Annotated in this window: 20 protein-coding genes; 11 read left to right on the top strand and 9 right to left on the bottom strand. The window is 49.3% G+C overall.

The genetic code is table 11. From position 1 onward, the window contains the following. Window positions 1-57: 57 nt before the first annotated feature. The 3 genes from LIX00_RS23845 to LIX00_RS23855 all read right to left on the bottom strand — a co-directional run bounded on the left by LIX00_RS23845 (window position 58) and on the right by LIX00_RS23855 (window position 2,838). Window positions 58-837 carry a CoA-transferase subunit beta gene (locus tag LIX00_RS23845; protein WP_227357203.1) on the bottom strand — a complete coding sequence of 260 codons (780 nt, stop codon included), beginning with the start codon at window positions 835-837 and terminating at the stop codon, window positions 58-60. Further along, a complete protein-coding gene (locus tag LIX00_RS23850; RefSeq protein WP_227357204.1) occupies window positions 827-1,576 on the bottom strand; it encodes a CoA transferase subunit A in 750 nt (249 codons plus the stop codon). The genes LIX00_RS23845 and LIX00_RS23850 overlap by 11 nt, the downstream gene beginning before the upstream one ends. Before the next feature lie 419 nt (window positions 1,577-1,995). Beyond that, window positions 1,996-2,838 (bottom strand): acyl-CoA thioesterase, encoded by an 843-nt coding sequence (locus tag LIX00_RS23855; RefSeq protein ID WP_227357205.1) that lies wholly within the window; start codon window positions 2,836-2,838, stop codon window positions 1,996-1,998. 280 nt (window positions 2,839-3,118) lie between these two features. On the opposite strand from LIX00_RS23855, the gene LIX00_RS23860 reads away from it, so the two are divergent. From LIX00_RS23860 to LIX00_RS23870, 3 genes are all read left to right on the top strand, one after another. Then, a complete protein-coding gene (locus LIX00_RS23860) occupies window positions 3,119-3,895 on the top strand; it encodes an enoyl-CoA hydratase/isomerase family protein (RefSeq protein WP_227357206.1) in 777 nt (258 codons plus the stop codon). Window positions 3,896-4,066: 171 nt separating this feature from the next. Beyond that, window positions 4,067-4,651: a GPR1/FUN34/YaaH family transporter gene (locus LIX00_RS23865; RefSeq protein WP_227357207.1), complete on the top strand. Its 585-nt coding sequence runs from the start codon at window positions 4,067-4,069 to the stop codon at window positions 4,649-4,651. A 95-nt stretch (window positions 4,652-4,746) separates the two neighbouring features. Beyond that, complete coding sequence (locus LIX00_RS23870) at window positions 4,747-5,253, top strand: gamma carbonic anhydrase family protein (protein ID WP_227357208.1); 507 nt, start codon at window positions 4,747-4,749, stop codon at window positions 5,251-5,253. A gap of 145 nt (window positions 5,254-5,398) precedes the next feature. Here the strand turns inward: LIX00_RS23870 and LIX00_RS23875 are convergent, their stop codons facing one another. The 6 genes from LIX00_RS23875 to LIX00_RS26210 all read right to left on the bottom strand — a co-directional run bounded on the left by LIX00_RS23875 (window position 5,399) and on the right by LIX00_RS26210 (window position 11,104). Then, a complete protein-coding gene (locus LIX00_RS23875) occupies window positions 5,399-5,842 on the bottom strand; it encodes a hotdog family protein (RefSeq protein WP_227357209.1) in 444 nt (147 codons plus the stop codon). Between the two features lie 120 nt (window positions 5,843-5,962). Further along, window positions 5,963-6,949 carry an MBL fold metallo-hydrolase gene (locus tag LIX00_RS23880; protein ID WP_227357210.1) on the bottom strand — a complete coding sequence of 329 codons (987 nt, stop codon included), beginning with the start codon at window positions 6,947-6,949 and terminating at the stop codon, window positions 5,963-5,965. A 103-nt stretch (window positions 6,950-7,052) separates the two neighbouring features. Next, on the bottom strand, window positions 7,053-7,676 hold the full coding sequence (locus tag LIX00_RS23885; protein WP_227357211.1) for a hypothetical protein: 624 nt from the start codon (window positions 7,674-7,676) through the stop codon (window positions 7,053-7,055). A gap of 1,447 nt (window positions 7,677-9,123) precedes the next feature. Beyond that, window positions 9,124-9,273 carry a hypothetical protein gene (locus tag LIX00_RS23890; RefSeq protein WP_227357212.1) on the bottom strand — a complete coding sequence of 50 codons (150 nt, stop codon included), beginning with the start codon at window positions 9,271-9,273 and terminating at the stop codon, window positions 9,124-9,126. Between the two features lie 53 nt (window positions 9,274-9,326). Beyond that, on the bottom strand, window positions 9,327-10,895 hold the full coding sequence (locus tag LIX00_RS23895; RefSeq protein ID WP_227357213.1) for a sulfatase: 1,569 nt from the start codon (window positions 10,893-10,895) through the stop codon (window positions 9,327-9,329). Next, on the bottom strand, window positions 10,892-11,104 hold the full coding sequence (locus tag LIX00_RS26210; RefSeq protein WP_227357214.1) for a DUF1450 domain-containing protein: 213 nt from the start codon (window positions 11,102-11,104) through the stop codon (window positions 10,892-10,894). Before LIX00_RS26210 ends, LIX00_RS23895 begins: the two co-directional genes overlap by 4 nt. A 761-nt stretch (window positions 11,105-11,865) precedes the next feature. Between LIX00_RS26210 and LIX00_RS23905 the strand changes: the two genes are divergently transcribed. The 8 genes from LIX00_RS23905 (at window position 11,866) to LIX00_RS23940 (ending at window position 22,037) form a co-directional block, all read left to right on the top strand. After that, on the top strand, window positions 11,866-12,234 hold the full coding sequence (locus tag LIX00_RS23905; protein WP_227357215.1) for an NTP transferase domain-containing protein: 369 nt from the start codon (window positions 11,866-11,868) through the stop codon (window positions 12,232-12,234). 691 nt (window positions 12,235-12,925) lie between these two features. Beyond that, window positions 12,926-13,282, top strand: coding sequence for a helix-turn-helix domain-containing protein (locus tag LIX00_RS26215; protein WP_227357216.1), 357 nt, complete (start codon window positions 12,926-12,928; stop codon window positions 13,280-13,282). Between the two features lie 919 nt (window positions 13,283-14,201). Next, window positions 14,202-15,278, top strand: a complete 1,077-nt coding sequence (locus LIX00_RS23915; RefSeq protein ID WP_227357217.1) for an amidohydrolase family protein — start codon at window positions 14,202-14,204, stop codon at window positions 15,276-15,278. Between the two features lie 52 nt (window positions 15,279-15,330). Further along, window positions 15,331-15,693, top strand: a complete 363-nt coding sequence (locus LIX00_RS23920) for a Rieske (2Fe-2S) protein (RefSeq protein ID WP_227357218.1) — start codon at window positions 15,331-15,333, stop codon at window positions 15,691-15,693. A gap of 579 nt (window positions 15,694-16,272) precedes the next feature. Continuing rightward, on the top strand, window positions 16,273-17,442 hold the full coding sequence (locus LIX00_RS23925; RefSeq protein ID WP_227357219.1) for an ABC transporter substrate-binding protein: 1,170 nt from the start codon (window positions 16,273-16,275) through the stop codon (window positions 17,440-17,442). A gap of 45 nt (window positions 17,443-17,487) precedes the next feature. Next, the gene (locus LIX00_RS23930; protein WP_227357220.1) at window positions 17,488-18,993 is read left to right on the top strand and encodes an aldehyde dehydrogenase family protein; all 1,506 of its coding nucleotides are present in this window, start codon (window positions 17,488-17,490) and stop codon (window positions 18,991-18,993) included. 996 nt (window positions 18,994-19,989) lie between these two features. Next, window positions 19,990-21,120: an ABC transporter ATP-binding protein gene (locus tag LIX00_RS23935; protein WP_227357221.1), complete on the top strand. Its 1,131-nt coding sequence runs from the start codon at window positions 19,990-19,992 to the stop codon at window positions 21,118-21,120. A gap of 8 nt (window positions 21,121-21,128) precedes the next feature. Beyond that, window positions 21,129-22,037 (top strand): ABC transporter permease, encoded by a 909-nt coding sequence (locus LIX00_RS23940; protein ID WP_227357222.1) that lies wholly within the window; start codon window positions 21,129-21,131, stop codon window positions 22,035-22,037. The last annotated feature ends 35 nt before the right edge of the window (window positions 22,038-22,072 follow it).

The following is a 22,072-nucleotide window of genomic DNA, read 5'->3' on the forward strand; positions in this document are numbered from 1 at the left end:
ATAGTTTCAGGGCAAATAACTTGTGGTTAGAACCGGGGGTCGGTTCCAAGAAAACAACTATTGAGTCCAAAATCCTTCAGGATCGAATTTGCGAATTAGCGATAGCTCTCTCCCCGTTGGCTCAGATGTCTCCTCAACCTTCCCCTGCCCAATATCGCCTATCGTCTGCAGTTCCCAAGGAAAGTCGGCTTGCACTTCGTTAACCGACACGCCTGGATGCGTCGTCTTAAGAAAGAGTTCGCCGTTGTAGAAACCGAACGTCGCCTTTGTAGTGACTAGTGCGTCTGGGCCCCCACCTGTTACGTCGTTCTCAGTCCGCCATTCTTCACTCTCTCCGTATCCAGGGCTAGTATTATAGTGGACATCCTCAACGAATCGGCGAGATTCATGTGCCATCAGGATTACTGTTCGGCCAGCCATATTCGCAATATCACAGGCACCGCTGCTTCCCGGAAGACGAATTTCTCGCTCATCAGCCTGTACTCGTGTCGTATTTAAGTTTCCACGTCGATCAATCTCTGCAACGCCGAGGAATCCAATATCAACATCACCTCGTTGTAATCGGCTCATGGTGTCGATCATATCCGTTGTCGAGACGGCGCAATTGAGGTTTGGGAGATCATACATTGTATGAATAAATCCATCTGCCGGATCATCTCGTACAACACCACTTTCAAAAACTGAGAGTGCATTCGGCGCATGGGTACTAACGGCAAGCTGGAATGCAATCAACGGGAGACGCATTCCGACAAATGCCACGTCTCCATCTTCAATCCCCCGCGCCGCAGCGCTCACCATCAGTTCTCGGTCAGTATATTCGTGATTGTCATTGGCCATAATTCACCTCTGCGGCAGAACAATCGATGGACAATGAGAGATCTGCGTCTACCTTCTCATAGTATTCTGCACGCGAATCAACATCGTACACCCACTCTGTGACCCATTCCTCATACGCCGAGGAACTTTCGGTCCACTTGTAGTAGTCAAGGAAGTACTGGTTGTCACGGTTATAGTAGCCAGCTACCGGTGACGGATGAGCTCCGTGTGGCACCTCGACGACAGCGGTCACTTGGTCGCGAGTGATGCTGGTTCTGCTTGGGTCACTCTTGATCACCGATGGCTCGACGATTTCTTCAGTGGTCAAGATCACGCGATCTGCTGCCTCGATAGCAGGATGAGTAATTCCAGTGTTGCCCCAGAAGTGGGCGTCGCCATATGGATCAGCTCGTTGTACATGAACAATTGCCCAATCAGGGGCGATCGCCGGAATGAGAACTACGGAATCCCCTGCGAAGGGATCTTCGGTTTCAATGAACTGATTGCTTTCTTTGAGAATGTCGCTCCCCAATAATGATCGTGTTGGAAGATAAGGCACACCCATCCCTGCCGCCTTTAGCGCGAGTGCAATGCTGAAATTTGAATGGTTCTTGACTGTGAGTTTGTCGCTCTCGACTGCTCGTCGGAAACAATGGCCAGTGCCTGTACTTACATTCCCAATCCATGCCGCCCGAATCTGTTCTACTAACCCAGCCCCAATTAGCTGGTCGAAGAGTACATCACTGATTGGGCCAATCAATGTGAGGTTCGGCGTTTCCTACCGAATTAGCTCATGTCCAGCGGCAAAAGGTATTGCATGTTCCAGCGCCAATCCTAGGGCAACAGAGCTGCCGGCCCTAATATTAGCAATAGCATCGTGCATGCTGGCTATCTTATCCATTGACATACGCGGTTTATTACTCGACAATCATATGTAAATCCCTCCGCTGCTGAATCTGTGGGAGACTCTTCGGTTTGCGATTGCTCTTTTTTCAAAGGAGTTTATGCACTTTGCGTACGAAGGGCCAAAAACCAGCATAGAATTCAACCAAGTCCGGAAAAAACGGTTGGCCGCGATAATACAATACTGAGGTTATCCAATACAAGAGGAACTCCAGGTTTGCTAAAGATCTATTCTGACACTATGTAGTAGGAGGTCCACCCGCAGAAGATGAGTGTTTATGCCATAAAGGGCGTGAGCATCGACTTATCAAACGGTACAGGGGTACCCGACCGATTATAACAGCCGTATTCGGTGATACCTTTAATGTTGGTTTGACCATTGCTGGACAACTCATGGGCAACGCGAATCGTTTCACGTTCGACCGCTAGTACGTCACATGTAACAGTTAGTGTCGACTCGAACTGCACGGGCGCCTTGAATTCCCAGTTCCAGTTGCGAATGTGATACGGCTGTTTTTCCCCCTGTAATTCGGTAATGCTCATTCCTTGTTCACTGAGGTATTCTTCAAGGGCAATATCTGCAAACCGTGGATATTCTTCGAAATACGCTAACTCCGCCCCCTCGATAAAGGGACTACGAATCGGGAATGTCGATGAAAACGTCGGTAGGTTTTTGATTCCACTGGTTTCCGTACTTGGACCAACCGTAGGATTGCAATCCACACAAGCGTCAATAAAGGCCGAGCGAACCACTTCGGGAAGTGGTAATGCAGTTCCAGTTGGCGAAATAGTTACATGGGTCATTTGTGCTGTTGCCAGACTTTCACCGTCACTGTCTACCATCGTGTATACCAGTTCCACGCTTGTGTCCCCGACGCTCCGTGGGACTGTTTCGACAGAAATGGTGTCCCCCACGGTGGGATAGCGCTCGACCGAGGTGCTAACGACCACTGGTGCATAAGGAATACCGTCGGCATCAAGGATTTCTTCAAAGGGGTAGTCAAACGCCATGGCTACTTCCTGGGTGGAAATTAACTGCCAATCGAAGAACTTCGCGCCGTGAACAAGCGGCCCAGCAAGCTCACCAAAGCGTACTCGGTGGTTGGTAATAGTTTGCATATCACTTCAGTACCTCATCTGGCACTACTAAAGTATAGAAAACGGCAAACAATACGAGGTCGTCCCTAAGCATACGCTTGCGGTCTGCACTGCAGCATTGGTCAATAGTTGATCAGTAGCGAAAGAGCGGTTTTCGTGGATACTACAAGATGACGATAGAGAACTCGTCTTTAGTGTTGATTGAGAGCCTTGATGCCTTTATCTGTGATATTGTCTCGAAGTGAGATAGATTACCGGTCGACACCACAGAATCATATAGGGTGAGTACGGAATAAGGAGTATGCAGTTTGAAACGCTCGACCTAACAATCTCGGATGGAGTTGCAACAGTCCAATTAGATAACGAACCAGTGAATACAATCAGTCAACAAGTTCGCCACGAGTTGGCAGATGTATTAGAAGTCCTTCGGGAAGACCGAATACGAGTGGTGGTGTTTTTAGGAGCTGGGGATGTGTTCTCCGTCGGTGCTGATATAGGATTATTTGAAGAAGCCCAAGAATGGACAACACAAGAGTTCCGGTCGAACTCGCGGATTCTTGGTCGTGTTTTTGATGGGTTAGAACAACTTGAAAAACCAGTCATTGCAGCCATCAATGGCACCTGCGTCGGCGGCGGACTTGAACTCGCATTGGCATGTGACGTTCGAATCGCATCGCCTGACGCTACTCTTGGCTTTCCCGAACATAATATCGGTCTCATTCCTGGACTTGGTGGATGTTCTCGCTTTGTTCAGCTCGTTGGGCCTGGAAAAGCAAAAGATCTTATTTTCACCGGAGAACTGTTCGATGGAGAACAAGCATTTGAGTTAGGTGTTATTGAGCGAATTGCGGAGGACCCAGCTCATGCCGCTCAAGAATATGCACACGATCTTCTCCAGCAACCACCACAGGCCCTCGGATTAGCTAAGCGTGTCATCGATACTGCTTGGAACCAAGACACTCAAACAGCAAGTTTACTCGAGTCGCTAGCTCAGAGCACTCTTCTGGAAACACAGGATCATAAGGAAGGAATAGAAGCGTTTCGAGAAAAGCGAGATCCCGATTTTAGTGGTAATTAGGCAAGATCGGTCGGTGTTTCTTTGTTCGAATTATAAACGAAATATAACGCCGTTAGTAGTAATGTGATAAACTGGGGATTATCCTGTATTGCTATGATAGCATTCTGGTGAAAATAACCGAAGCCATAACACATATATTCAGTTGTTATCAATCATGGGGTGTGTTGGACCATGGCACAAGATAAATCAGTCAATCCTGGAATCTTCCCCCTACTACTGTTCGGTTATTCACTTGCCGTTTTAGGGGCTAAACTCTTGATAGTACCTGACGCAGCAGGCGCATTAGTATTCGCTATCTTCATAGCGGCAGTAGGTGAAAGTATTGGCGGTCTATGGGAAATTTCGCAAGGCAAAACCTATATTGGTTCAGTAGTCGCAACATTTGGAATCTGGTTGTTCGGTCTCTTTATGCTTGAAACGGTAGGTCATGTATTGCATTTAGTGACGCCGCAGGCAATGGCAACCTACTTCCTTGCCCTTCTTATTCCAATTGTACTCCTGGGATACCCAGCCTTTAAAAATCAAATGGGGTGGCAGATTCAAGGAGCGTTCATATCCTTGTTTCTACTAGTATTGTTTGCCGGTATAAACTTTATACTCTCGAATGCTACTCTCAATATTGCTGCTGGCGCTTCTGCATGGCTATCAGCGCTATGCATTTGGTGGCTTGCCGCGGAAGATATATCGAAAATTAGTATGGGAACAGAGATAGAAAAAACACCCTCAAAAATGGTTGATACACAGCAACCAGAGTAAACTGATAATGAACTCACTTGAATAACTACCACAGTAAAGACCTCCTCCCTTTTCCGTCGATAAGACTTTATCACTTGGTCAGAGTTAGCCAGAATATGCAAGAATCGATTTTCGGCATGGAGCCAAAAGTAGCTAAGTCTGCATTTGTTCCAAAGATGTCGTATTTGATTGGAGATGTTACTGTAGGAGAACGGTCCAGTCTTTGGCCTTTCGTTTGTTTACGTGGTGATGAGAAGAATAATCCAACGACAGTTGGCGAAGAGTGCAACATACAAGAATTCACGATGCTCCACGGGGCATCGATTGGGGATGAAGTATCCATCGGCCACAATGCAGTTATTGATTATGCAACGGTCAAGAACCATGCACTTATTGGGATGCAAAGTACAGTACTCCGTGGTGCAACCGTCGAGTCGAATTGCTTAGTCGCGGCGGGAAGCGTCGTCCTGCAGGATCAAACAATTCCAGAGGGGCACCTAGCATACGGTGTCCCTGCTCAAACACGTCCTTTGACTGAGAACCAGAAACAAGAGATATCGCGAGTTCATCAACATTACGTTGACTTCGGTCGGAGTTATAAGGAAACTGGCCGATTTGAATAGTGTCTTGATTTTGAGTTTTATTAGCATTATCGGCGTGCCAGCCGCTGAATCGATCTTCTGGGTTTACAGTAAATTCACTTCCAGAGCGATGTTTGACATTGGTCTTGATCTCTATCTCCACCATTATATGCAAAAGAGTCAACGATTATTTGCGTGAAAAAATGCTCGTTCCACGCCAGAATATTACTTCATCGTCATTTTCGTTTGTTCCCAGCACTTCGATCTCTATGTATCCTCGATCATCGTGTGATTTTGACGCTGTTTTTTCAGTAATTCTACATTTGACATCCACTGTGTCTCCTGGTTTAACAGAATTTGGCCACCGTATTTCATCAAGGCCGAACGATCCAAGCGACGCAGTATCGTTCAAAAACCGGTCCACCAATAAACGCATACACGAGCTCGCGATATACAAGCCATTCGCGATGATGTCATTTTGTAGTGGGTCCACAGACACTTCTTCGTCACGGGGGAGTAGTTCTGGGTGCCACTGTTCTGCGAATTCTAATTGTTCCTTTCGTTCGGCCGTAAAACTCCCAAGGTCGTGAACTTCACCGACATCAATATCGTCGTAGTAAAATTTCCTCATTAAACTAATATATTGCTCCTCGTTGCCAAAAATCTTGGCCAAACTACCAGTCCGAGTACTCGTTTGAGATCTTGTAGTCTACTTCAATAGAGGGTACAATCGATTAGAATATGTCATAAATTACTTAATATTATTAAAGAGTTCTTTAAGGCGATGTTTTGTGTCCGATTTCGTCGCATATGCACCGTTGTCTTCGGTTAGAACACCATTTTTAGTGAGATGATGGAGGTGTGCGTAAGCTTCACCTGGGCCGTGAAGAATGTGAACCCCATTAAGATCGCCAAACAGCTCCGCACTGACTGTCCATGCGTCGGCAGCGGTATAGTCATTGAGCACTTCGATGACGCGTTGACTCCGCTCGTGATGGTGATTGATGATCTCTTGCGCTCGTGCTGCCGGATCGGTAATGACGTGGCGATGCCCAGGATACGCCCGCTCAAATTCAGCATCTTGAATACGAGAGAGTGTCGTAAGATACGATTCAAGTGGATGTGATACGCGTACGTCTGCTCCGCCAACATTTGGCGTATAGTGGGGTAATAGTGCATCGCCAGCAAACAACGCCGTTCCGTCTTCATCTTCGTACGCATAGCTGATATGCCCAGCAGTATGTCCAGGTGTATGGACAACAGTTAGCTGTTGGTCACCGACGGTGATAACATCACCGTCAGTGCGCGTGATTAAATCGGCAGGTTCACCACGAAGTTCGTCATGATGTTTAAAGAAGCTAAGCAATTCACGGCGGGCAGTTGTCGGCATCCCCCAGCGGTCAAAAAATTTGTGTTGCGTTTTGCGGAATTGATCAACCGCCTCTGAATTACGTTCAATGAGTGGTGCATCTGCAGAGTGAGCATGGACGGTTGCCCCACTTTCACGTTGCAAGGTACCTGCAAGGCCAATATGATCCTCATGCAAGTGCGTCAAGAAGATGTGATCGAGATCAGCCACTGTCAGGCCATGTCCGGCAAGACCTGTCCGAAGTGCATTTTCTGTTTGTGGTGTTGAGACACCTGTATCAATGAGCGCTATCTCGTCACCGCGGAGCAGATAGGCATTATTCTTTCCCTCGAACTCTGTATTGCTCAACTGGATTGCGTCGACAATCACGATTTGAGAGAGGCTTTGCGCAAATATAATAGTCCTGGAACCGGCTAGTGTAGGAAGGTTATTGTTATTTCCTTATGGGTTTTCTTTTCTAAACACACGACTTTTAACGAACTCGATCATGATTTTGGTTAGGAGATTTAGGAGACTGTCCGACTTCACACAACGCCTCCGAAACAGATAATTCCTTGATGGGAACCATATTGGAATGAGGATCAAGTAAATGTTCATTAATCGAGATATTCTTTAACACAGGATCTAACCACCGAACATCCCGCTGGAATACATGAGTCGGTGCAACGTTAGTCAGAGCCGAACTTGAGCGATATCGACACGGGCCAGTAACAATACCAGGGACCGATTTGTTATCAAAATTCGCTAGGATTATCGTTCCTAAACAAAGATCCTCAACAAACCGAATAATTGACCCAGCAACCTTTGCAGCGTAGTGTCGGGGGATGGGTTCGAGAATTCCATCTGGACGAATCATCATGTCTCGAAGGAACTTCCATTCAAATGTCCCCTCGAAAGGTGCTGTTGCCTTTGTAGCGATTACTTTTTCAGAGACAATTGTATCATCCGACGTAATCAGTTGCATGCTACTGCTGATACCACCATCTGTTACGGAGATCAGACCGTGTTCCTTCCAAGTCGATTCTAAAAGTGAGATGTGGTTCCCTTTTCTGTTCAACGGGGTTACTTTGTATATTGAATCACTTTTTGGTTTCATTGTTTTGACTCCTTCAATGATTTAAGCAGAAGATCAAACACGACTCTCGAATAACGGACAACCTTTCGCATTGTTTGGGGGATTAGTTGTCTTCATTCCTGATCAACGTCCGTTATACCAGTCACGATGAACATCGCGGACTTACCTAATGAATGCTTGCCTCCTATAAAATGGAAGTCCGTCACTACAGCTTCTTGGGCCTCTATGCATGATGTAATTAAACTTGAAGTTTGAACAAATACTCTCACGGGTAATGTGCTTTGATACCACCTTTTGGCTAGTTCCCGAACTTCTCAATGTTTTATCGATATGGCGTTCCGCCTTCTCACAGGCAGTAGCGGCGAGAATATACTGGATTTGGTCATTGTGGTTGGTTTCTCCCTCAAATAACGTTGTGCGATCTGAATTGCGAGATTTTCTATAGCGTTATACAGTTTAACACTTCGGTGATGCAGGTTTTAACCTCTCTTCCGTCTAAATTCGGCCAATACTCAATTTTAGTCAATGCTTCCGATTATATCTCTAAGCGGAAGTGAAAATGGCCGGGTCGCCGCCCTCCGGGAAGCACAAAACTCGCCGCCGTCAATGCAAGGTGTTCCTCGTTGAAGTCCAACGGATCGGCGCGAACAGAGTCTAGTTGAGCACATTGGGTGACCGCTCAGAGATCCTCTTTCGATTCGTTCACCGTAGTGGGGACACCTCTGCGTTTCAATTCTTGTTTCTTCAATAAATCCAGCAGCGAGGATGCCAGTAGGAAGCACAAATCTCCCCGCGTTTATATGTGGAAGAGTAAGGCGTCGCTCAGTTCAAGTGATCGGGTCTGTTTGTCCACGAGGGTACGGAATCGTATAGCCACTCGTCGGTGTCATCAACGTACGACATTTTCTCGGGCGTTTCGAGGAGTTCGAGGTACAGCCCCACACCATTTGACAATATACATGGGTCAAGCCCTCCGTCGGTTCGACCTCGTTCGTTTGGGGGCCGTCAAGCATCGTGACGGCGGTTCGTTCAGCCAATCCATCTTACGAGTTGATATCGCGATCAGTCGCCCGAACTCTCATACCGACTGCGCAAGGCCGTAATCCTCCCTTTGTCAGTACTTTCGGTCGAACTCGGGGTCACGCCCTTCACGAACGGCGCTGACCCCCTCCTTATTTTCAGGATCGCCCGTGGCTTTCCACTCTGCCTCGATGGCGGCCTATGCGTAATCCTTGAACGACCCTGTCTGGTCAACCAGCGACTCGTCTCGCGGAGGGCGGTCGCTGGGTTATCCCGCAGGCTGGCCGCGAGGTTGCGGACTGTCGCCAACGTTTGGCCGTCCTCGACAACCTCGACGACCTGAGGCTGATCGTCGGCCACCTCTGGCGCGGTCAGGATGAACTCCTTGGTTTTGCTCCCCCAACCAGCCGGGGAAGAAGCCACCCGTCGCCCGGCACGAGGCCAACGTTCACGAACTGTTCACCAGGAACGACTCCTCCTCACTCATCACCCGGAGATCGCAGGCGAGCGCGAAGTCACAGCCGGCGCCGAGGAAGAAAGAAACTACACCTAGAGAACTGACCGCATCGAACCACATCCCGAGACGTAGGTTGCTCACGAGAAACGACCGCCCTGTTCTCTCCGTCTTTGGTGATAAGGATGGCCGCGGGGCTACAGCCCTAGCCGCTCGAACTGCTCCGCCGGCGCTTGGATTTCGGTTAACGCTTTCTCGAGAAGATCACGCTTGTCCCGGCTGAGCTCCCGAGCACTCTCGCTCAAGTCCGTAGATTGGTTCGGGTCATCCTGTACGTCGAAGAGAAGAGGTGTTTCGTGACGCTGTACTGACGGGCCTTCGAATCGCCACACTGGGGCATCGCTGTACGGCAGAAACCGTCCGGAGGTCGCATCTTCCTTCGGTCGTTGGGGCGTAAACCAGCCGTACGGATTCATCATCGTCGTGGAGTAACACCCCGTAGAATAGTCTGACCGGCACGGGCGCAGATACGTGTACTCACCGTCGGTAACGTTGACCGATGAGCCCCAGTAGCCGTAGAGCGCCCAATCTCTGATGTGGCTTACTTCGCCCTGAATGAGGGGGAAGAGACTGTTACTGTGGCCGCGACTCGTGTCGTCTACGTCCAAGGCCTCGAGGATCGTCGCGTAAAGGTCGACCGCAGCCGTCAACGCCGAGACGCGCTCACCCATTCGCGGTGCGTCGGGGTGCCAGATTAGAAGCGGCGTGTGAGCGAGGGCGTTATACATGGGGACTCGCCCGGGCTTTCCGATCCAACCGTATTCTCCGAGGAAGAACCCATGGTCGGAGGTGACTATGACCATCGTGTCCTCCCAGAGGTTCTCTTCGTCCATCACAGCGAGAACCTTACCGAACCAGCGGTCGGCCATCGTCACGTTGCCGGCGAACTGCGAGCGGACGAAGTCAAGTTCTCGGTCGGTCAATTCGCTCTGGCCAGCGTCAGTCCGACCGTAGAACGGCCAGACGGTGTGCTCGGGATCTCTCGGATCCTCGTCGGTGTACATCGACGCATACGGTTCCGGATTGTGGAACGGTTCGTGGACGTCAAAGCTGTCGACGTACAGGAGCCACTCATCCCACTCTTGGTTTTCCCTGAGCCACTCGGCCGTATTCGAGAACACTCTGGGTGCGAAGAAGTCCTCTTCGGCCTCGAAGGATTTGGCGTTTCGCACGTATTGGGCTCGGTTCATGAACCGCAGGTCGGTCGGGTTTGTCCCCGCGGTGAACTCGGTGAGTGCGATGTCATCGGATTCTTTGGGAGACTCGTTGACCACTTGCGACAGGAGCCATTCGTCTGGCTCCTTAGGGACGGTCTCGTAGGCGTCGTACTCGTGACCGCGCACGAACTCGAACCCGTGGAAGTCCTCATAGTAGCCGTTGCTACCGTGTTGAAAGTAATGATAGTGATCCGTAATCAGCTGGGTTAGCGTTCCATTTGACCGCGCAGCGAGCGGGAGCGTCGTGTCGAACGGTTCGATTGGGCCCCACGGCCGCCAGAGGAACTCCTGCGTACCGGTCAGCCACTCCCGTCTCGTCGGCATGCAGGGGAGACTGCCCGCGTAGTGAGAGTCGAAGACCAACGCCCGTTTGGCAAACCGATCCAAGTTCGGCGTTTCAACTTCGTAGTCGAAAATGGTGGGTGCGTCCGGATATGCTCCGAGTACGTCCCGGCGAAGGCTGTCGATCGAGATGAACAGGACGTTCATGTTCGGTTCTCTTCTCCCCCGACTTTCACGAGAAGTCGATCGTGATCTCCCTCAACGAGAGTTCCATTTACCACGAGAAATTCGGTATCGAAACAGTCCCCACATCGTTGGAGACAAGCCTCCTCACGGACGTCGAACTCACACGCTTCGAGATGACTGCGGACGTCTGCCGACACGTTCTGAACGCAATATTCTATGGTACAGGACATGATTAATAAAGCATACCGGACATCTAAAAATCTTAGGACGGACGCCACTTTTACGCGAGGGAAAGTTGTATTTTGGGACTCTTTGATGCTTAGAACGGGATGATCCGTATCAACTACGTGACCCACCAGGAGCCGTTCAGTCCCAGTCGCCTCCTGAACTTGGCCGAGCGCGCCGAGAGCGCGGACTTCATCTGGATCTCGGATCACTTCCACCCGTAGTTCCACACGGTTGTCCTCGGCCTCAGTACGGACGAGGCGATGAACGAGACATCGCTCGGCTACGACTGGCCGGAGTACCCTGAGCGCCGCAATCGCCTCGAGGAGATCCTCGAAATACGTGGAGGATGGTCGCCGTTCGGATTCCGAGATCGAACGCGCAGTGGTGGGCCATCGGGACAGCTATCTCTTCGGCGATTGCCGCCACCGGTCATAAACTCACCTTTTTAGGTTATGCCGCCGACTGCAATCCAAGTGATCAGATTTGCACCACTAATCAAGTTGACCCTAGGAGTCAGAGATGACGTCAGCAGTCGGGTTGCTCAATGACGAGACTGACACTGCCGAAGTACCCGGTGTATCGATTCCCGGCATCGGCCGGCTGTAACTCCCTCGGCTACAAGAGGAACGCGAGAGATCCATGAGTCTCCCCCCGATCGCAGTTCGTGATGGAGGTGGTACGGCCCGTAGCGCCATCGAACGTCTGGCGACCCGAACCGTCGTACGTATTAATCGATTAGTGGTCGAACAGGAGTATACCCACAGTGACAGAACAGATTGAAACTACGTTGAATGTAACTGGTCTTGTACTCACGGGGGGCCAGAGCAGCCGGTTCGGCGACGACGGTGAAAACAAGGCCGTTGCGACGTTCGATGGACATACGATGATCGGTCGTGTTGTCGACATTATCACAGAAACTACGAATCAGCCACCGGTAGTTGCTATCAAAACCGCCGACCAACAGGAGACGTATGCGGACGTACTGTCTGACCGTGACGTAACATTCGCGTTTGACGATGTGGCATTCGAATGTCCGCTAGCCGGTGTATTCGGCGCAGTAGATGCCGTCGAAGGATCCTGGGTATTCTGTTGTGGTTGTGACATGCCGTTACTTTCGCCAGAAGTCCTCTAATGGCTTTTCGACACGCTACAAGACAGGGTTCACATGTCTAAGACGCCACCTGCAGCGCTGGCGGTTCAACAGCCTAACGGGACAATAGATCCGTTGCACACGCTGTACCAACAGCCGACACTCAAGCGTGTTCGGAAACAACTTCCCTCGGCAGTCGGACCACGAATGTTGCTTGCGTCGCTGGAGAAGGTTGTCACGGTACCTATAGAGGCTGCACCAGCTAGTCTTCCCATCAAGGAGTCAACGACCAACATTAACACTCGAGATGAGCTTGAGACAGTATTCCATCGTCCAACGTCTTCACAGTAACCGCTAAGCAGAGTTTCTTTGTGTTCAAGTTCGAGAGAAACCGGGCCGACATTGTCGAATACGATGAAGAAATAACTTCTGTCCTCAAAACTGTCGATTGCGCTATTGAAGCACTCGAAGAGAGGTATGACTGGCGACCAACGGTATACAGACATTTGATAATATCAGAATTTGTTCTACTTTTTAATCGTTGTACTGGCAGTATTTAGTACGAAAGGTACCACTCCATTTTTTGGCTGCACCCGGTTTAGTGCTCAGGAAGACTACTGAAGAAATCCCGTTTCCCGAAATTGTTTACTCGATTATCTACTCGTAGAAACTTACATATCGCTTGGGGATTATCTTGACTGAAGAACTCCGGTAAAGTTTGAAAATATGAGCAGTGGCCAAGCGGCGAAGCGACCTAGGTGGCGATCACCTACAAACAAGGTGTTTCTCAAACGGACGTAAAAAAAAGCGGTACGGGCTCTCAGGGGAGACTATTTATAAATGTCTTCACCGATTCGAGGAAGAGCCAGATCACGACGCAGCCTGGGATAAGGTACGCCCGGGTCGCCCACCGAAACTCGATTGTGAGGAACAATTCAATTTCGCACAACTGCTGTGCGAGCCGCCTGTAAACGCTGGCTACGACGCTGAAGAATATAGTATCCCACTCGTACAACGCCTTTTGGACGAGCAGTTCGATGTTACCTATTCGCGAACGAGTGTCTGCAGACTACTTTCGAAAATTGAGTAATGTATTTTGAAATGCATACTTCCTCCGGACGAGTTGAAAGAAGGGGGATAAGTATCGGATATGATCACAAAGAGACGAACGATCATGAAGATGTGAGGAGAAACTGAATTCATCGAATCTGAGGTCGCCAAGCAGGAGCAACTCGAAACGCAACGGGAAGAAATCTAAGAGGAGTTTGCGACTCTGCATCGATCAATTTGAAGAGAACGTAGTCGACCAGTTCAACGGATATATGGAGGCGATTCTAAACATACTCGATTATGAAAATCTCGATCATATTTGAATCGACCAAGTCAATTCCGTCATCCGAGAGGGACGAGAATAGGGTCAAAGAGAGATCCACTATTGAGAACTGAGTCACTAACATCGAACCAGTCAAGATCGGTAGGAAGGCGTAGTATTTAGACGTCAGGTCTGGCGCTACGTCATTCCGCTGTACGCGTTCACCATCAACTTGCTCGGTTTGACAATTGGTTTAGAGATTCCATTACATCTCTATGAGTGTAACGGGAGAGATGAGGACATCAAAGGAGTGATTCAGAATTATAGAATATCGCGAGAAAATTGGAAACAGAGTGAATCCGGTTGAGAGGAAGCCATACTCCGGATTTTGATCACTTTTTCGATTGAGGTTAAATGTATTATAGTTGATGAGCCCAATACAACCATCTAGGCGCCTGCAGTTCCCGATCAACGAATTTAACAGTTATTTCGTAATGGTGAATGTACGGCCGGCTGAAACGGCAAAAACCATTTTCCCTTTCTTCCGCGTTTGCCTCTCGAAACAGCGGCTTTGTATTGCATTCGGTGTTAAGAACAGGAATTCCGCGATAAAGAACCGAAATCGGGAGATATCGGGCATGATAGTGGACAATTACGAACAAGTTTTATTATGAACGACCCAGAAGTGAGGAAGTGTATGGCACAAAAAGCTACCAATTCGACTCTAGCAGAGACGACCGTAGTGGATACTGATGTTCACATGACCGTGCCTGAAGAGGAGGTCGCACAGTATATGGATGAACCGTACGCTTCCAGTATCACTGACTCTCCCCACCCTATTTTCCCATCAAGTAGCTGGGATCAGCGGATGGGCGGAAAGATCAAGGACAATTTCTCTGAATTTACTGACGCTGAGGATATTTTCCAGTTTCAGCGAGAATTCGATATCGATCATCCGATCATCAATACCTTCGAGCCACTAGGGAAGTTCTCTCAGCCGGATCTAGCAATGGAGCTTATGCGGGCGTATAATCGACTTTTGCTAGACAAGTATATAGACGATCACGATTTCCTAGGTCTGGCTGCCGTCGCAACTCAGAAGCCCCATGAAGCTGCAGAGGAAATCGACAAGATGGGCCAAGAAAATCAAGTCGTTGGCCTGTACGTCGGGTCAAGCGGTGAGCATCCACCTCTAGGGGATCCAAAGTACGATCCTATCTACCAGGCTGCTGAGGACAACGGCCTTCCAATTGCGTTCCACGGTAACGCTGAGGAGTTTATGTTTGACTTCCCGATGCAGAACCGGGGTTTTAACAAATTTTTCGAGGTTCATAGCGTCGCCCATACTTGGCAGCAAATGATGACGCTGACGAGTATCATTGCTGAAGGTGCGCCGGAGAAGTTCCCTGATCTCAATTGGGTCTTTCTCGAAGCAGGCTACGGCTGGGTTCCCTACATGATGCACCGGATGAATAAGATATATCACATGCGTCGGAGCGAGGTGCCGTTGCTGCAGCAGACACCAGAGGAGTACATCCGTGACTCGTTCTACTTCGCCAACCAGCCTCTCGGTGAACCGAACGACTCTGAAGACATGGCGAAGATGCTTGAAATCATGGGTACAGACAACATCATGTTCGCCACTGACTACCCTCATTGGGACTTCGATGCACTTGATGAACTCGATAAGTACTTACAACACTATTTCACGGAGGAGGATCGTCGGAAAGTTCTATATGATACCCCTGTAGAGGCCTTCCAACTTGACTTGTGAAACGGACAGACGACCTACCTACATGAGGATGAACCAACTATTGGAGTGAACCATGAAAGAACATGTGGTCGCACGAGCAGACGAACTGAACGAAGGTGAGCGAATGCTGGTCGAAATCGAAGGACGCGAAATCGCTGTTTTCAACGTCGACGGTGAGTACAAAGCATACACGAACTGGTGTGCCCACCAAGCTGGCCCGGTCTGTGAAGGTACCTTGACCGGTACCTGGACCGCCGAGTACGACCAGGAAAATCTCAAAGTTTGCATGGAGTGGTGTAGTGAAGACAAGATTCTGAGCTGTCCTTGGCACGGGTGGGAGTATAACGTCACAAACGGTGAATCATTAACTTCGAATGCACAACTTCCCTCTCATCCAGTTCGAGTCGACGGTGAGGATATCATTGTTAGTGTCTGAGTTACGACCAGTAGTCTAACCACTTTTCGAGATTCAGTATGAAATACTCGCTATAACGGTTTGTGAGCATCATAATCAACGGAATTTATGGCATGAGTTTTTGTAAACAGGGCTTTCATGACCGTCCCAATCAATTCAACTTCGAAGAGGTCTGACGCTCTTACTCCTTCAACAAGAACATTAGAACTCTCATCAAGTAAAAGAGGATGGCATAGTCGTAATGCTGAGATTGGGGCATCGTCGAAGCCAACGGCGCCTCCTCATGTTTACCCTTGCAAACAGTCATTTACTCACGAGGACGAATTTGGAAAAATTGTTTTCCTCCACTATTGGAATGACTACCATCCACTGGTGGTAAGTTAATTTACATTCTGAGGGTACAACCGGTACTCGTTGTTCTACGTGAAAACACTTAATATATCCAATGTTACAGGATTCCTGGTGATGACGTTTACTGAATCGCTGTACTGACTAGACGGACGGACAGCTAGAATATAGGTAAGAGGTGACGAAATTCTTAGTTGTATCCTATGCCGCAAAAGACTTATATGAGAATATTGATTCATATACAGTTACGGTATGAGTGGACATACCTCACAGAGTGAGTCCGACGGCGAGACGACATCCTCGGGTTCCGAAGATAGGGAGCACAACACTAGAAAACGGCGGACACTCCTGCTCTCAATGGCAGGAGCGTCTGCTTCGCTACTGGCTGGCTGTTCAAGCGAATCCAGTGGCGATGGAGGTGGCAGTAGCGGTGGTAGTTCTGGTACAACGACGGGCCAGACACTTAAGGTGGCTGTCTGGAGTGGCCAATACCATACCTATTTCAAGAACACCATCAAGCGGATGTACGAGGAGGAAACTGGCGCAACAGTGAAACTCGTACCCGGGTGGAGTGCGATTATTTCAAAAATCAAAAGCGCTCCCGAGGACGATCCGCCTTACGACATCGCAGTCACAGAGGGACAGATGTATAATCAGGCGCAAGCAGAGAACCTCTTCCTCAAAATTCGAAAAGAAAACATACCGAATCTGAACAAGGTGTATCCCTACATCAAGAATCTTCGGTCAACGAAGTACGGAGCCCCGTTTGACGGGGCACCCGTTGGTATAATGTATAACAATCAGAAGATCAACTACGACATTAGAGACTGGCAAACTCTCATTGACAATAAGACGCGCTTGACGATGGACGGCGGCTTCTATGCGTACACGATACACATCGCTGCTATCGTCGCCGATCAAATGCCAGGGGTTGAAGAGATATACAATAAACGGCACCACGAGGTGCCGTTCAGAAGGGTGAAAGATTTCAACACAACCTCATTCTACAGTACGGGTGCCGAACGATGGCAGCATATGCAACTGCGCATCGCCAACGCGGCCCAGACGTATTTTGGCGTCTCGATGGGACGTAAGGCCGATAATGACTGGATATCGGTCACGCTCCCGGAGACAACAACGGGATACTACGACCATTATGGTGTCGTCCGTGGTACAGATAAACGCGAGATGGCCGAACACTTCCTCAACTTCATGCTCCGGACGGACGTTCAGAACAAGTGGGGCAAGACTAGCCATCAACTACTCGCTAATAAGAATGCAGAGCACTCTCAGGCCGCACAGCAGGCCGGTTTCCCCTCGACCAACCAGGAGTACAAAAATTTCCACTTCCCCAACTATGAATACCTCACGGATTACTCGGCTAAGTTTAGTAGGAAATTCGAAAAGCTCAAGCGATCATGATGGTATCGCCACAGTCAGCTGATTCCCCCTTAAATCAATAGATTCATGGATAATTCAGACATCCTAACCAGGCACGAAGACGCAATTACTGAGATAACGACCGATGCAAAGTTCACTCCTTGGATAAACGGGAAGCAGTATCTCCCTGACCAGGATGTAACTATCGAGACCATTGACCCAGCGGTGACTCTTCCTATTACGGCGATTCCCGCCTGTGACAGTGGTGACGTCGATGCTGCGGTCAAAGCGGCCGGAGACGCCTACGACCGTGAATGGGCGGCGACTCTGCCCGCTGAGCGGGCGACGATGCTTCGTAAGTGGGTTAACGTGTTACGAGACCACGAAGACGAACTGACCCGACTAGAGTGTCTTGATACCGGCAAACCCATCGAACAGGCTCGCGGAGAAGTTCGGGCAGCATTCGATACCCTGGACTATTATGCCTCGCTCTGTCGAACTATCAATGGCGATCAAATCGCCGCCAGTGAGGATCTCCATGCCTATACTCGCAAAGAACCGTTCGGCGTGGTTGGGCAGATAATCCCATGGAACTTCCCTATTTGGTCATTGACCTGGAAGCTCGGGCCTGCTCTTGCAACCGGTAACACATCGGTTTTGAAACCAGCGCAGGATGCACCGCTGACAGCGATCCGCGCTACGCAACTGTCGAAAAACATCTTCCCAGATGGAGTGATTAACGTCGTTCCTGGGACAGGAAGTGATGTAGGGAATGCGCTAACCAGCCATAGAGACGTCCGGAAGGTGTCGTTCACTGGCAGTCGCAAGGTCGGCGAACTTGTCATGCAAAATGCCGCAAATCATATTGCACCCGTAACCTTGGAACTCGGTAGTAAGTCACCATTCTTGGTCTTTCCCGACGCCAACCTCTCGAAAGTCGCACAGGCCATTGCCGACGGTATCTACTACAGTTCAGGGGAAATTTGCGATGCATTCTCAAGAACCATCGTCCACAAGGACATCTGCGAGGAGTTTCTCGACGCTTTCCTCGCGGCCGCCGATGAGTATACTTGTGGAGACCCTCTTGACGAGGACACGACAATGGGGCCGTTGACCACCGAAGACCAGTACGAGTCCGTCCAGGAATACATCTCTCTTGGAAAGAAAGAGGGTTCGAACCTTGTGTATGGTGGTGGAACGCCCGCTGAATCACTGGAACACGGGTGGTATGTTGAACCGACCGTGTTCACCGATGTGGATAATGATATGCGTATCGCTTGCGAGGAAATATTTGGTCCAGTTCAGACTATCCAGACGTTTGATAGCTACGAACAAGGTATCGACCTAGCAAACGATACTAGATACGGTCTATCGGCCGGTATCGGAACCAAAGATATCTCGCTCGCCCACCGCGCGGCCGCGGATCTTGAAGCTGGGATAGTCTACGTTAACGACTATGGCCCTATCCTCCCCGAAGCACCCTACGGCGGCTTCAAGGAGTCAGGTATTGGCAATGATCTCGGCGAAGAATCCCTCAACCATTATTTACAAACTAAGAGCGTTTATATGAATCTTGAGGACCCAACGCGCTAATCGTGGTCACGTGAATTTACCTGTGATTGAATTGTTGTTTCGAGGTTTAATACCTACTCCGTATAAGTTAACGGAAGTCACCGAGACAGACGATGCCAATACTGTTGATGAAACAGATGACGGTGACTGTTGACATCAGTTGTCCACTTGTGTTTACCGTCCTCGGAAACAACATCCTGAGGTCGTTCATACCTATTAAAGGGTGAATCATATGAAAGTCGATTCACCTTCTGCGAGTGCTAGCCACTGAAACGATGGTAAATAACCCTGACGATAGCAATACTCACCTTATTGCCCCCTCGCTAGTGTTCGCGTTAGGTGACCTCGTACTTTCACGTTCCGTCTGTACTACTCACACTGCCACTTTCCATCCTTATTTCTCTTGATTGTTCACCTCGGACAGGCGCTTTTTCTGAGTGAAGCCACAGCGTCATGGATAAGTACGATAAAACCAGTAATTGGAGTGTGGTGTCCGAAGAGACTACACCCTCGTCGACTGAGCGACCGGAGTGGTGGGAGAAAAATGAGCGACTTCGTGAAGAGATGGGATTGCCGGGTTACAAACCGCCCAAGTTCTCCGACGGCGTTTTCACACATAACGTCGTAAAACAAATAGAGGACAAACACGGTTGTTCCATTACATTTCGGTCAAAACAGCCACGCTATCCTTCTCAGTGGGAGATCCACGTCGATGGTAGGTGTATCGAGACGACCGCTCGCCGACGGACAGACTCCGGGAACACGATCTATCAACTTTCATCGACGGCATTTATAAAACTCATTGAATCTGCGCTCAACTAATGCAGTCAAAACTTAAGACGATATATTTTACCCATCGTAGTCATATTCGGAAGATGTTTCCGCATACATATCATGGATATTACGGAAATTTATATGATGTTAGATGAAACATATTACCCTATGTGTGGAAGTCACACACTCACAGGCCTGTCCGACTGTACAGCTGCTTTGCTCGCGTTGGGTGGTTGATTCGCCATGAGTGCAATCGAACTCGAAGACGTAACGAAAAGGTATGGGAGTTTCAACGCTGTCGACGATTTATCCCTTCAGGTAAAGGAGGGGGAATTGCTGTGTGTGCTCGGTCCAAGTGGATGTGGAAAATCGACGACTATGCGGATGATCGGTGGCCTCGAGCGACCGACAGAGGGCGGCGTTCACATCGCGGGTCAAGAGGTCACGCAGCAACCACCCTATGAACGCGACTGCTCCATCGTCTTTCAGGATTGGGCGTTGTTTCCTCATAAGACGATATTAGAAAACGTCGCATTTGGGCTGAAGATGGATGGTATTGATAAAACCGAGCGAAAGGAACGCGCGCGGGAGACTCTCGAAATGGTTCAACTCGATGGGTTTGAAGATCAGAAACCTAAGGAGCTCAGTGGCGGTCAACAACAACGAGTCGCACTGGCGCGTTCACTGATAATTGAACCCCATGTACTGTTACTCGACGAACCGCTGTCAAATCTGGACAAGCGCTTAAAAGAGGAGATGCAGATCGAGCTTAAAGAAATTCACAAGGAACTGGATCAGACGATGGTTCACGTCACTCACGACCAGAGCGAGGCGTTCACGCTGGCTGATCGTATCGGCATCATGAATAACGGCGAACTTGTTCAAGTAGGGGCACCGCCGGATGTGTACAATAACCCCGAAAACCAGTTCGTAGAAGAGTTTCTCGGCGATACTAACTTTCTTGAAGGAAAAGTCGTTGAGACGACCTCAGATGGAGTCGTCGCCGAAACGGATCTTGGATGCCACGTAGACATCCCCGTCAAGAACCGAAAGGCAGCCCCAAGCAGAGGCGAATCGGTGTCCATCTCCTTGCGGCCGGAAAATATGCGAATCCGGCAATCTAAAATTCACAATATCAAGGCCGACGGCGGTGATTCACGATGTGCAGTAGGTGGGCAGGTCGATAATGTAATCTACCGTGGTTCAATGACGCGACTGTACATCAACACCGGGTCGCGGAAGATATTTATCGAGCAACAGTACGATCCAGACAACGAAATCGAAGAACAGCAGGACGTTGTTATACAATGGGATCCCGAACGGTTAGTTGCCTTCGACGGTGAGGAAACTCAGTTTACTGCCTTCGAGAAGTAAGTATGAGTATGAAATTGCAACAAAGCTCTTTCCTCAGTCAACTTGGAAAGTGGCTCCAGCGTGGCTCCTCACGGGCAAAATTACTGATGGTTCCACTCATTGTTTTCGAGATAATATTTTTCATTGTACCGTTACTTTATCTTGTCCGTATCAGTCTCTACTCACCTACTGGTGCTGGTGCATATGCTGCGGGAACATGGTCTATCCGCAGCTATGTTCAAGTACTTACCTCGGACCTTACCATCGGACTAATAATATTCACGGTGAAGTTCACCGTCGTGGTAACCGTCGTAACGCTCATGCTTGCGGTGTTGCTATCCTATGCTGTCTGGAGAGCCAAAGGGATGTTGAAGACCGTCCTGCTATTTACGGTCATCCTCCCACTGTTGACGACGCTCGTCGTCAAGCTCTACGCGTGGTTACTGTTATTATCCCCTATTGGACCATTCAATAGCCTCCTGGTGAGGATTGGCGTCATCGAGCAAACAATGATACTAATGAATAATTTCTTGGGGACGGTCGTCGGTCAAGTTTATACTGCACTCCCCTACGCGACGTTGGCCATCTACAGTGTAATGTCGACCATTGAGTGGAAGACAGTTCAGGCGGCCCGCGATCTTGGGGCGAGCCGACCACGCTCATTCTTCGAGGTGGTGCTGCCACAGACACTGCCGGGGATCTCTGTAGCTACGGTAATAACCTTTGCTTGGGGCGTTGGCGCGTATGCTTCGCCCGCTCTCTTGGGGTCGGCCAGTGAAACAACTTTCGCCATTGAGGTCGAACGGTTGATGCTTCAGCAGTTTAACTGGCCGGTCGCCAGTGCACTGTCGATAATTCTTCTTATCTTCGTCCTAATATCAGTTCTGCTCATGTTCACAGCCATGAATTACTGGGGAGGTGACGAGATGCATGTTTAATTCATATGCACTCGAACGCATAGAAATATTTGCAT

Source organism: Haladaptatus salinisoli, from assembly GCF_020614375.1.
In the GTDB taxonomy this organism is placed as follows: Archaea; Halobacteriota; Halobacteria; order Halobacteriales; family Haladaptataceae; genus Haladaptatus; species Haladaptatus salinisoli.